Genomic DNA, 13,135 nt, shown 5'->3' with positions numbered 1-13,135 from the left:
GGCGCGATCGCTAGGCATAGTTAGCATATCCTTGTAAATTGATAGTGGTGCGTTTCTAAACAGCAAACAGCATGGCAGATATTCCCAATTCCATCGCATCATACCGAGCCTTAGCATTGCAAGTTACTTGTCATGCTGTCAATCAAGCAAGCGATCGCCACGCAGCCCAAGAAATCATTCATAATACTATCAACCGCTTGGCACAACAAATTGCCGCCAGCATCGCTTTTATTGGGTTTGACTGTCGCTTAGTTGTTCTCCCAGAATATTTCCTCACAGGTTTCCCGATGGGGGAGTCTCTGGCTGTGTGGCGAGAAAAAGCTTGTATAGAAATGCACGGTGCAGAGTATGAAGCTCTCGGTAAAATTGCCCAAAAACATCAAATATTTTTAGCTGGAAACGCCTACGAACTCGACCCCAACTTTCCCCATTTATACTTTCAAACTTGCTTTGTCATTGACCCTTCTGGCACGATTGTTTTGCGGTATCGGCGGCTAAATTCTTTGTTTGCACCAACCCCCCATGATGTTTGGGATCAATATCTTGATTGCTATGGTTTAGAAGGGGTGTTTCCCGTGGCGAAAACTGCAATTGGTAATTTAGCCGCTTTAGCTTCCGAAGAAATTTTGTATCCAGAAGTGGCGCGTTGTTTCGCCATGCGTGGTGCCGAAATTTTTCTGCATTCCACCTCAGAAATTTACAACAAAAACCTCACACCCAAAGACGCAGCGAAAATTTCTCGCGCTGTGGAAAATATGGCTTACATTGTTTCTGCTAATACCGCAGGTCTAGCTAATAGTACTATCCCCATTGCTTCCGTTGATGGCGGCTCAAAAATAGTAGATTATCGCGGGATTGTATTAGCAGAGACAGGTGCAGGAGAAAGTATGGCTGCCTTTGCCGAGATAGATTTAGGCGCTTTAAGACGCGATCGCCATCGTCCAGGGTTAAATAATTTACTTTCTCGCCAGCGATTTGAAATCTACGCTCAAAGCTACAGCGAGGCACAATTTTACCCAGCAAACACTATGCTAAATCAAGAAGTAGACCGCAAACACTTCATCCAAACACAGCAACAAACAATAGAACGACTGTCTCAGCTAGGAGTGATTTGAAGAAGGCAGGAGTTGAAAGGCAGGAGGCAGGAGAGTTAGGCCGATTAGAAGGAGATTCAAACCCGCCTTTAATCGAAAACTACCAAATTTTAGATTGTGGCTGGGGACTTAAACCCAAATGGGTGAATAAAAGGCTTTACCTTTGATGAATCCTTCGGCTACGCTCAGGATTAACATCGAGCATAGCCTAGATTTTAAATTAAAAATCTTCCCTCCTGCCTCCTGCCATCTGCCTCCTGCCTCACCCGAAGGACAGTTATAAGTGTGAAATTTGAAAAATGACCAATGACAAATGAAAAAACCAATCGAAGTCCGTAACCCGCGCACCGGCAAATATGATTATGTAATTATCCCACCGCCGCCAAAACTGCTGGCACAGCAATGCAACCGGGCGCGGAGGGCGCAAGTGCGCTGGCAACAACTGGGGGTAGAAGGGAGAGTTGCAGCTTTAACAGAATGGAAGCAAGCTATATTAACTAGACGCGACAAACTCACAGATGCTTTGGTCAATGATACGGGGAGATTGTCTATCTCGGTGATGGAAATCGACTCTTTTCTGTCTAGCATTGATCGTTGGTGCGGGTTAGCGCCAGACTTATTACAAGATTCAGCGAAAAATACATCTATCCCGTTTATCGCCCTACAACAAACATCAACCCCTTACCCTGTAGTTGGGGTGATTAGTCCGTGGAATTTCCCGCTTTTACTCTCCACCATCGATACTATTCCGGCACTGCTAGCGGGTTGTGCAGTAGTTGTTAAACCCAGTGAAATTGCCCCGCGTTTCATCGCCCCACTCACAGCTGCAATTAATGAAGTACCGACGCTGCGTGATGTTTTAAGCTTTGTCGAAGGTGCAGGAGAAACCGGCGCGGCTTTAATTGAAAATGTAGATTTAATCTGCTTTACAGGTAGTGTCGCCACTGGACGCAAAGTTGCAGCCGCCGCAGCTGAAAAATTTATCCCCGCTTTTTTAGAATTGGGTGGGAAAGATCCGGCAATCGTTTTAGAATCTGCCAATTTAGAATTAGCTACATCAGCGATTTTATGGGGTTCTGTCGTCAATACTGGACAGTCATGTTTATCGATTGAGCGAATTTATGTTGCCGAATCTATCTTTGACAAGTTTTATCATCATTTAGTAGCGAAAGCCCATCGCCTACAACTAGCTTATCCCACCATTGAAAGTGGTGAAATTGGGCCGATTATTGCAGAAAGACAAGCTGGCATAATTAACGAACATATCTCCGATGCAGTAGAAAAAGGTGCAGTTATTCATTGCGGCGGCAAAGTTGAGGAGTTAGGCGGCGGTTGGTGGTGTCGTCCCACGGTGTTAACCCAAGTTAACCATACAATGAAAATCATGACGGAAGAGACTTTTGGCCCGATCATGCCCGTCATGGCTTTTGCCACAGTAGAAGAAGCAGTTAATTTAGCTAATGATTCAATTTATGGACTAAGTGCGGCGGTGTTTGCAGAAACGGAAACTGAAGCTTTAGCCGTTGCTCAACAAATAGATGCAGGTGCTATCAGTATTAATGATGCCGCCCTCACCGCTATTATGCACGAAGGTGAGAAAAACGCCTGCAAATTCTCCGGTTTAGGAGGTTCACGCATGGGTGCAGCCGCCCTTAAACGGTTTTTGCGGAAAAAAGCTTTTTTGATTAAAACTAATTCTAATCAAGATCCTTGGTGGTTTGATATGGCAGGAGGCAGAAGACAGGAAGCAGAAGGCAGCAGGTAAGTCTTACTATAGCTGGCATTCGTGCTTTTTAAATGTCCTCAACTATACTTCGCTGCTATGACCAGTAATCTGAATTAATACGACGGTTTGTAATAGTGACAGTTATACAACTGTCACTTGTAGCATATTTAATTTTGCCATATCAGATGTATCCTTACCTCTTGCAAGGAGTGATACCACTTCACGAAACATTAGTTACAATTAGTTGGCACAATACCTCTTTAGATAAATGTGTTGTGTTTAATAATATTGTGGTAATCAAGTGAATTGGTGTAGAGTTATACGAAAAAGCACTTAGGTGAGCCAAATCCTAAAGTGCTTTTTTGTGATATTAATTATCTCAAAAAATTAAATCTGATTGGCGGTGTGGACTAATTGCCCTTGTTTATATGCTTGTCGGAGTGCGATCGCTTCTGCCACAATATGTTGGGCGCTCAATCCTTCTTCATCCATCATTTTTTGCAAAGTCACCCCAGTCTGTTCTGACGGTTCATGAATTGGCGGAATTTGGCAGTATCTCCCACCGTTTTTTGTTCGTCGCCAAATACTAGGTTTTTCATTTTTATACTCAGCAGTTTTGGGTGTACGCTGCTTTTTAATTAAAGAACGCACACTTTCTTGATTAATAATGCTTAAATCTAGTAGCTGATTGATAACTTGCTGGTATTTTTTATTATTTTCTGCCAACTGATAAATAGTTCGAGGCTCAACTTGCGCGACATCTTGCGGCGAAAACTTCGCAAACGCTGCGGCTATTTTAAGATACCGCTTTTCTTCGCCTTGCCAACCATGTTCTAAAAGTAGCTGTTTGTAATCTCGCAAAGAAAGCTGTTTTTTTTTGTTCCGCCAACCAAAAAGCATGATGCAAAATTACCTGAGTGACATCAGTGAGCCTTTGAAAAGCAATATTTTCGCGGTTAAAGCTCTTTGGACGATTAGCTTTTTGTTCATGATATTGCTCAAACTTCGATTGGGTTTGGCCTGCAACTATACCCTGTAATGGTGTCATCATAGTATTGATATCGTTTAAACTTCGCGTCGGCAAAGTATTGCTCAGAGGTCTTCACTAGAACAATTGTACTACTAAAATCTCAATAAAAAACCCCAAACATACTTAAATTTGGAGTCAAATTGTGAAACCTTGATTGGGTAAGGTTTTTGAGCCAAAAGTTTTTTATCACCTTTGATGGAATGTTAACTTTTTTAACCATTCATCTGCTTCTGTGTAGAACTTAAACTTCCGTTCATCAGAGCGAAATTGGCTGGTGTGAACCATTCGTTTACCATTTACCCACTTTGTGCCGTGGTATTTATGCAGTAATTCGTGGTATAAAACAAACTCAGCCACAAACTTAGGGATATGAAGGTTATCCAGAGTTGTGCTAATAACTACTCTATCTCTCGCTGGCTCATAATGCCCAAATTTACGATAAGTTTTGATTTGGCTCCATACAAGCCTGGGTTTCACAATATTTGCCGCAAAGTATTCAAAATTAAGCTGATCAAACAATTCATTTAAATTATAAAAATTACCTTGAGGATTTTCGGCAATTACTTCTGCAACTAAATCTAACTCTAAAATCACAGAGCTATATTCTTCAGAACTAGCAAATCCTCTAATTAATCGGGTACTTTCTGGATTTTTACCAAAGAGAGTGCATTTTACTAATGCTTTTAAAACTTCTTCCTCAGCATTAATAAAACCTTCATTAATCTTAAGTTCAACAACTTTACTAGACCTTTTACCTTGATATAGTCCCGCTAAATTAGTAAACTCAACCATAACCTCAACAGCACTTTGGTTTTCTGTAGAGAGGGTTTTTTCAATTATTTGTCGTACACGATAAGTACTATTAAGGTGAAGCTGTAGGTTTTGTTCGTCAGAAAGAAACTTAAACCAAGAATAGATTTTGCGAGATGAATTAGTCAGGTTGGCGGGTGTGATTTGTTGAGTAGCGCAGATATTTTCAATTGTGGAGACTGCATGATTGAGAGTGTGGTTTAATTGTTGAATTTGATTTGTATAGGTATAAAGCTGAGATGCTAAATTAAAAATATTTTTGAGAATATAATCTTGTTGTATTTTGATATTTTTGATGCTAATATTATCACGTTTTAGCGTCTGCTGAAATCCGAATTTATCTGCGTTCATCTGCGTTTATCCTCTTCAATCGGCGGTTAATTATTTTTCTGTATACCTCACCAACTTGATAAAAATATTTAACTTTTAACCGAAGATTGTTTATCACTAGCGATAATATGAATATCAATATTTTTCAACAAGCGAACTAACTTTTGAGTTAATGAACCTTTAAACAGAATTTGCCAGCGCGATCGCTGACTTTCTCCAATGACAATTTGAGTAATACGGTACTTCTCTGCAACTTCGGCGATCGCTTGGGCTATATTACTATTGGTGACGCGAATAAAAGTACCTGTAAATTCTTCACACAGCTTTTCGCAGTTGTGAATGTGTAAACTTTCTTCCTTGTTTAAAAAAACGTTCAGGATCAGCGACAAACACAACATACAGTGGAGCATTCATATAATTAGCCAGTCTTGCACCACGACGCAATAGTTGTAATGAATTTGGATAAGTAGATACACAGACTAAAACTCTCTCGTGGATGTTGCAAAATTGTCCATTAGGAGTAGAAGCGATCGCATCTTCTTCGATGTTGTCGGCTACCTCACGCAAAGCCAATTCTCGTAAAGCAATCAAATTCCGGCGTTGAAAAAAGTTATCTAAAGCTTGTTGGATTTTTGACTGCTCGTAAATTTTCCCTTCCAATAATCGCTCTTGCAGAGTTTCTGGTGTCACATCTACTACCACCACCTCGTCTGCTTCTTCTAAAATTCTATCTGGGACTCGTTCTCGTACTACCACACCAGTAATTCTTGCTACCAAGTCATTGAGACTTTCTAAATGCTGCACATTCATCGTAGAGTAAACATCAATACCCGCAGCTAAAATCACTTCAACATCTTGGTAGCGTTTTTCCCTTGAAGAACCAGGGACATTTGTATGAGCCAGTTCATCAACTAAAACCAATTGGGACTTAGACGCATAAGAGCTAGTTCCTAAACATCGCTGTAAAATCGCCTCGGTATCCATTTCTGTCAGCGTCAAACCACCTCTAGCAATTTCCTGACGCGGAATAATTTCTAACCCTGCGGCTTTTTCTGCTGTCTCTTTGCGTCCGTGGGTTTCTAACAATCCAATAACTACATCAATTCCTTCTTGTTTGAGTGCATTTCCTTCTTCTAACATTCGATAGGTTTTACCCACACCGGGAGCCATCCCAATAAAGATTTTATGTTTACCTCGACGCGCTGGGTAAAAAGAATTGATAGCCGCACCTGAATTATTTTGATCTAACATAAGAATGCTATGTGAGGATGCGATCGCTCTGCTCACGCCCTTTATAAAGAAATACCATTTTTCATTGATTTAGCTTACGATTAATATCTTGCAAATCAAGTGCATAATTCAAGCGGAGAATATTAATTCCTGGTTCGCCGAAAATCCATAAAAATCTGCCATCAGTAAACTTATTTAGTAAAGGTATAATGTCATCTTCTTTAATCCCACGGGCATTAGCTACTCTTGGTAATTGTTCTCTAGCGGCTTTGAGCGAAATATGTGGATCTATACCTGAACCAGAGGTATAGATTAAATCTTCACTTGGTTGAATACTTTGCTCTTGATATTGAGTAGCTTGTTCTGTTACACGGTTGAGTAACTCTGGGTTACTGGGAGCGAGGTTACTACCACCAGATATACCATTTGGTTTCGCCTTTCTGCCTTGACTATATCTTATGGCGCTGGGACGACCTTGAAAATAGCGATCATCTGTAAATATTTGACCAATTAAAGTTGAGCCAATGGGCTGGTCATCTATATTTAACACAATGCTGCCATTCGCTTGAAATGGAAATAAACCTTGACCAATAATTAAGATTGCTAAAGGATAAATCAGTGCTGTTAGCAACCATAATATCAGTGTCATACGAATTGCTCTGAAAGCTTCTCGAATAATTACCATAATAATTGTTGAGTGTTGAAGATTAAATTTTTAAAAGCGTTCTGGCTGAAACACCACGACAAATAAGTAAATAATTAGCCCTAAAATAATGGCAGATAAAACGCCATACGCCCAAGTAAATTGAATTTGTAATGTGTTATGACTAGCTGCATAAACTACATGAGAAAGTCCTAAATTGATTCCAATGACAATCAGAATTCCAATTACAAATTTTTGTTTACGCCATTGTTGCATGAAATCCATAAACTCTTTATTCATACTTATCTGCTAATTTCCTTCCCTAACAGGGTAAAAATTTAAAATTGGTCAATAGCTAAGTGCTAAGTGCTGAGTCACCGAAGTTTGATCCACGGGGGAATCCTCCGAACTTTGCTCAACGCGGGGAACCCGCGCACGCAAGTTCTCTCCGCACACAACTTCTCGCTGAGTGCTGAGTAGTAAATATAAATTAAGCTTTTTGGTAATTTTTGTGTAAGTTATTAGCAATTTCATACTTCACATTTCATACTTTCTTCTATGCCAAGCCGACTGCGGTAATCAATAAGTCTATGATTTTAATGGCAATAAATGGTGCAATTAACCCTCCTAAGCCATAAATTAAAATATTACGTTTTAATAGTTGATTTGCTGTCAACGGGCGGAATTTTACACCTTTTAAAGCTAAGGGAATTAACGCCGGAATAATCAGCGCATTGTAAATTAGCGCCGATAGCACCGCCGAATTTGTGCTAGTTAAATTCATAATATTGAGACTTTGCAGATTAGCGGCTGCAAAAATTACTGGGATAATTGCAAAATACTTAGCAATATCATTAGCAATTGAGAATGTGGTTAATGCCCCACGAGTAATCAGCAATTGTTTACCAATACTGACAATATCGATGAGTTTGGTAGGGTCAGAGTCTAAATCTACCATGTTGGCGGCTTCTTTAGCTGCTTGTGTACCAGTATTCATAGCGACACCAACATTTGCCTGTGCTAATGCGGGAGCGTCGTTAGTTCCGTCGCCTGTCATGGCTACTAGTTTGCCTTCGGCTTGTTCTTTTTGAATGACGCTGATTTTATCTTCTGGTGTGGCTTCAGCAATAAAATCATCGACACCAGCTTCTTGGGCAATTACAGATGCAGTAATGTGGTTGTCTCCAGTGAGCATTACAGTACGTACACCCATCCGGCGTAACTGGGCAAAACGTTCACGAATACCGGGTTTAACAATATCTTTGAGATAGATGACACCGTAAATTTCTTGATCTAAGCAAACCGCTAGGGGTGTACCTCCTTGTTGAGAGACTCGCTGGTATGCAGTATCTAGTTCTGGAGTTTCTCGGCCGTTGCGCGATCGCACAAATCCTTGAATTGCTCCGACTGCACCTTTGCGGACTTCTCGTCCATTAGCTAGATTTGTGCCACTCATCCGGGTTTTGGCAGAAAACTCCACGGCGCTGGCGCGACTGGGATCAAAATCTAGCCTCGCGCCTAATCTCTCTGCCAGCCTGACAATCGATTTACCTTCGGGTGTATCATCAAAGATGCTGGCAATCAAGGCAATATAAGCCACTTCCTGCATAGAATGGCCGTTAATCGGAATAAATTCTTCCGCTAAACGATTACCGAGGGTAATTGTGCCGGTTTTATCTAAAACTAACGTATTAACATCACCACAAGCTTCCACCGCTCGTCCAGAGGTAGCAATCACGTTATATTGGGCGACTCGATCCATCCCTGCAATCCCAATGGCGCTGAGTAAGCCACCAATCGTTGTGGGGATCAAGGCGACTAATAAAGCAATTAAAACGGGGATGCTAATCGGACTTTGAACATAGTAGGCAAAGGCTGGCAAGGTAGCCACAACAAACAGGAATATTAAGCTTAATACGGCTAGTAATACTGTTAAGGCAACTTCGTTGGGTGTTTTGCTGCGTTCTGCACCTTCGACTAAGGTAATCATCCGATCAATAAAACCTTTACCGGGATCAGCTGTGACGCGGATGATTAATTCGTCAGAGATGATGCGTGTTCCACCTGTCACAGAACTCGCTACGTCTGAACCTGATTCTTTGAGGACTGGTGCAGACTCGCCGGTAATGGCTGATTCATCCACCGAGGCGACACCCATAATTACTTCCCCATCGGCGGGGATGATATCGCCAGCCACAATATATACGTTGTCACCTTGTCTGAGGCTAGTGGAAGGAACTTCGGAGATTGAACCTTCAGAGGCGAGTTTTTTGGCGATGGTTTCTGCTTGCGTCGATCGCAAGGCATCAGCTTGGGCTTTACCACGTCCTTCGGCGACGGCTTCGGCAAAGTTAGCAAACCAAACTGTAAAAAACAAAATCCCGGTGAGGATACCGTTAAACAGTTGGGGATTTCGCTGTTGGGTGGGGCCGAATAAGTCGGGATCAATTGTCACAGCCAAGGTAATCAAAGTACCAATCCACACCACAAACATCACCGGATTTTTGATGGCGGCGATGGGATTGAGCTTGATAAAAGCATCCTTGATGGCTCTCAAATAAATTCCTTTGTTATTGATTTTGGCCTTTTTCCGCGCCTGACGGCGATCGCTCGGACGCAGTTTTGTGTTTTTTGATTTTTGGGTAGGTGCCACTTGGTTCATATCTTTTAGTGGTGCAAGGGGGAAGGGGGCAGGGGTGCAGGGGTGCAGGGTGCGGGGGGACAAGGGAGTATTTCTATTTCTACCTTGTCTCCCCCCACTCCCCACCCTCTACTCCCTACCCTTAACTGCCAGATGCTAGTTTAAATCCTTCGGCGATTGGGCCTAGGGCTAAAACAGGGAAAAATGTCAAGACTCCTAAAATCAGTACTATACCAGCAGTAACTGTTGTGAAGAGTAGGGAATCGGTTTTGAGTGTTCCTGGTGTTTCTGGTGTGGTTGGTTTGCGCGACATATTATCAGCTAACAGCAAGATGGCAATCATCGGGATGTAGCGTCCTGCCAACATACTCAAACCTGTGCTGAAATTCCACCACAGAGTATTATCGGCGAGTTTTTCTAAACCTGAACCGTTATTAGCGGCGGCTGAAGCATATTCATAAACAACTTGAGAAATTCCATGAAAGCCTGGGTTAGTAATGCCAGAGAGGGAAAAGGGATAGGCCAAGGCGATCGCACTGGGAATTAAAATCACGATGGGGTGAATCAACAGCACGACGCTGGCGAGAACGATTTCACGCTTTTCGATTTTGCGTCCTAAAAATTCTGGTGTGCGTCCCACCATTAACCCCGTTAAGAACACTGTGAGAATTAAGTAAATCAGCAAGTAAGCGATACCTGTACCTTGTCCTCCCCAAATAATCTGCACAAATAAATTAAATAATGTCGCAAATAATCCTTGGGGCATTAAAGAATCCAGCATTCCATTGACTGCGCCTGTCATAGTGGCGGTGGTAGTGACAGCCCACAATGCTGTCTGTACAACTCCAAATCTGACTTCTTTACCTTCTAAATTCGGCAAATCTGCTACTAAGTTGGCATTCACGAGGGGATTTCCTTGCAGTTCCCCACTGGCTGTCACCCACACTAAAATTACGAAGGCGGTAAATACCATCCAAAACAACAGCCAAGCTTGTTTGAAGTTTTTCGCAAAGATCCCGTAGGTAAATATCAACGCTGCGGGAATGGAAATCATGGCGATGAGTTCAATTAAGTTAGATGCGCCATTGGGGTTTTCAAAGGGATGGGCAGAGTTCGCCGCAAAGAAACCACCGCCATTCTCACCCAGCATCTTAATCATCTCAAAGGAAGCAACAGGGCCTCTAGATATATATTGTGTGCTGCCCTCTAGAGTTTCCACAATTAATGGTTTATCTAGGGTTTGTGGTACACCCAAGAAAACAAGCGCGATCGCTCCAACTAGGGAAATCGGTAGTAATAACCTGGTAATGCTACGGGTCAAATCAACATAAAAGTTACCCAATTTTTTGCTAGTCAACCCGCGAATCAAGGCTATCCCCACTGCCAACCCTGTACCAGCCGAAGTGAACATCAAAAAGCCTAACGCCGCTACTTGGCTGAAGTAACTAAGAGTGGTTTCGGGGATGTAGTGCTGCTGATCGGTGTTGGTAACAAAAGAAATCACCGTGTGTAGTAATGTATGCCAACGGGGCGCGTAAAATCCATTGGGATTCCAAGGCAAAAATCTTTGAGAATGTATCAACCCAAAAACTAAAATCCCCATCACTAGATTGCTAGACAGAATCGCCCGGATATACTGCCAGCCCGTCATATCATCTTTTCTATTAACACCTGCAACCAGATAAATGCTGTGTTCTATCGGGTTCATCAGGGGATCAAGAATTGTTCTTTGTCCCAGGAACACACGCGCTATGTATCTTCCCAAAATAGGTGCGATCGCTATGACAAGACACAGCGTCAAGCCGATTTGTAAAAAACCTTGTCCCATTTATTTTGCGCTCAGTTTAACTTAAATACTCGAAAGCTAATTATTTTAGATATATGGTGGATTTTCACTTGAAGTATATAATCTATGTCTCCAGGTAGAGAAATAGACTGCATTACTTCTAGATTCTGAATTCTGCTATAAGAGTGAACTATTTGACGATGAGATTGTGAGCAAGTTGGCAATATTTTATTGAGTCTCAATATATCTATCTAGATTTACTTTGTTCATTCACTACAATTTTTTTAGTTACTTTTTAAAGTTTCTGTCAAGAGTATTTAAAATCTAATCTGAGTGACTGATTGAGGTGGTACATCAGCCCAATTTATGTAATTGCACTAATTTAACAGTAGTTTAGGATACTATTTCCAATTCAAGAGAGAATGTATGGTTGTTTGGTAATGACGTGTTTGTGGTGAAGAAGAATTACGAAAATTGAAGATTGAGAAGCAGTCTTTCTGCCTCCTAGCTTGAAAGTGTTGAGTGCTGAGTGTTGAGTACTGAATGCTGAGTCATCAGTGATGCTTCTGCTTCCTCATTGTTGCAGGGAAGGGTGACGGTTACAGTCGTATACTCTTGGGGCTTACTGTCAATTTTCAGAGTACCACCGTGCAGTTCTGCTAATTTTTTGGCAATGATTAAGCCTAACCCAGAGCCTTGTTGTTCATGAAGTTTACGCTCAAATTGCCGATAAGCACCTAATTCAGCAATTTGTTCTCGGCTCATTCCCCGGCCGCGATCGCTAAAAGATACACTAAAAGTATGATTAACAGTCTTGGCTGTAATTTTAATCGGCGTACCGCTGACAGAAAACTTTAAAGCATTATCCAGTAACTCTTCAATAATTCTGGTAATCTTGCTCAAAGAAATCTTGACAACAGACCGCGATAAGTCAATTTGGATATCATCTTCTCTACCGGCATTCTTGACTCTTTCACTTATCAAATTAGTCAGTCCTGGTGTGGGAAATTCCGTTGACTGCTTTTGAATTTCGCTGACACGCTGCGGGTCTGTCGCAATAATTTCTAGTTCTGCGTACAGTAAAAATTTTTGAATTAAATGAAATAAACGTTGACTTGACTGATGAATGAATTCTGCCATTTCTTTGATCGATGGTGCATCCAGCAGTTCGCTTTCTTCCATCAGAATTTGCGAGAAACCTAAAATCCCATTAAGTGGAGTGCGTAATTCGTGAGGCAGTGACAAAGTAATACTAGTACGTAATTTATCGAGCTTATCTTGAGTTTGTTGATAAATTGCTGTTTGTTTTTCTAACCGACAAGTAATAGCCGCTAATAATTCTGTTCGAGAAAATGGTTTAACAATGTAGTCATCAGCGCCTAAATCCATACCTTTGCGAAAGTCTGGTTTTTCTGATTTGGCCGTTAAAAAAATGAAGGGAATAATAGCTGTTTTCGGATTTTGGCGTAATTCTTTCAGGACTTCATAACCATCGATTTCTGGCATCATTACATCACAGATCACCAAATCAGGAACTTCGGTTTGTACTAACTGTAAACCAAAGTAACCATTCTCGGCAGTGATTACGTTAAAATTCTCTGCATAAAGTAAATCTACCAGATTTTGACGCACATTTATGTCATCTTCAATCACTAATATTTTATTCATATATTTAATTAAATGTGAAAAAATATAAAATTTTAAAAATATATTTTAAATAGTTTCTATAAATAAGATATGACATAAATTTTTTCGCTGTATGCACCCATTTTGCTTCTAAATTACCAATTGAATTATATATTTATCTCTATTTCAGAAATACAAAAATTTCATGTATTCAAAACA

At 41.1% G+C, this 13,135-nt stretch carries 9 protein-coding genes and 2 pseudogenes; 2 read left to right on the top strand and 9 right to left on the bottom strand.

Translation table 11 applies throughout. The annotated features are described in order from the left end of the window. Positions 1-71 precede the first annotated feature (71 nt). On the top strand, positions 72-1,115 hold the full coding sequence (locus ACX27_RS21030) for a nitrilase-related carbon-nitrogen hydrolase (RefSeq protein ID WP_062295285.1): 1,044 nt from the start codon (positions 72-74) through the stop codon (positions 1,113-1,115). 292 nt (positions 1,116-1,407) lie between these two features. Beyond that, a complete protein-coding gene (locus ACX27_RS21025) occupies positions 1,408-2,859 on the top strand; it encodes an aldehyde dehydrogenase family protein (protein ID WP_062295284.1) in 1,452 nt (483 codons plus the stop codon). Between the two features lie 348 nt (positions 2,860-3,207). On the opposite strand, the pseudogene ACX27_RS21020 reads toward ACX27_RS21025, so the two are convergent. The 9 genes and pseudogenes from ACX27_RS21020 to ACX27_RS20985 form a co-directional block, all read right to left on the bottom strand. After that, positions 3,208-3,871 (bottom strand): annotated as a pseudogene (locus ACX27_RS21020) (hypothetical protein). 165 nt (positions 3,872-4,036) lie between these two features. Then, positions 4,037-5,011 carry a hypothetical protein gene (locus ACX27_RS21015; RefSeq protein ID WP_062295283.1) on the bottom strand — a complete coding sequence of 325 codons (975 nt, stop codon included), beginning with the start codon at positions 5,009-5,011 and terminating at the stop codon, positions 4,037-4,039. Between the two features lie 68 nt (positions 5,012-5,079). Further along, positions 5,080-6,241 (bottom strand): annotated as a pseudogene (locus tag ACX27_RS21010) (universal stress protein). Between the two features lie 61 nt (positions 6,242-6,302). Continuing rightward, a complete protein-coding gene (gene kdpC / locus ACX27_RS21005) occupies positions 6,303-6,905 on the bottom strand; it encodes a K(+)-transporting ATPase subunit C (RefSeq protein WP_062295282.1) in 603 nt (200 codons plus the stop codon). Between the two features lie 30 nt (positions 6,906-6,935). Continuing rightward, positions 6,936-7,163: a K(+)-transporting ATPase subunit F gene (gene kdpF, locus ACX27_RS21000; RefSeq protein ID WP_062295281.1), complete on the bottom strand. Its 228-nt coding sequence runs from the start codon at positions 7,161-7,163 to the stop codon at positions 6,936-6,938. Positions 7,164-7,211: 48 nt separating this feature from the next. Next, positions 7,212-7,397, bottom strand: coding sequence for a hypothetical protein (locus ACX27_RS31895; RefSeq protein ID WP_144427497.1), 186 nt, complete (start codon positions 7,395-7,397; stop codon positions 7,212-7,214). A 22-nt stretch (positions 7,398-7,419) separates the two neighbouring features. After that, positions 7,420-9,525 (bottom strand): potassium-transporting ATPase subunit KdpB, encoded by a 2,106-nt coding sequence (kdpB, locus tag ACX27_RS20995; protein WP_062295280.1) that lies wholly within the window; start codon positions 9,523-9,525, stop codon positions 7,420-7,422. A gap of 121 nt (positions 9,526-9,646) precedes the next feature. Then, positions 9,647-11,332 carry a potassium-transporting ATPase subunit KdpA gene (gene kdpA / locus ACX27_RS20990; protein WP_062295279.1) on the bottom strand — a complete coding sequence of 562 codons (1,686 nt, stop codon included), beginning with the start codon at positions 11,330-11,332 and terminating at the stop codon, positions 9,647-9,649. A 462-nt stretch (positions 11,333-11,794) separates the two neighbouring features. Further along, on the bottom strand, positions 11,795-12,958 hold the full coding sequence (locus ACX27_RS20985) for a hybrid sensor histidine kinase/response regulator (protein WP_062295278.1): 1,164 nt from the start codon (positions 12,956-12,958) through the stop codon (positions 11,795-11,797). Between the last annotated feature and the right edge of the window lie 177 nt (positions 12,959-13,135).

The sequence above is a fragment of the Nostoc piscinale CENA21 genome (assembly GCF_001298445.1).
Taxonomy (GTDB): Bacteria; Cyanobacteriota; Cyanobacteriia; order Cyanobacteriales; family Nostocaceae; genus Nostoc_B; species Nostoc_B piscinale_A.
The sequence above is the reverse complement of the archived record's forward strand: the minus strand, read 5'-3'. Positions and strand labels throughout refer to the sequence as shown.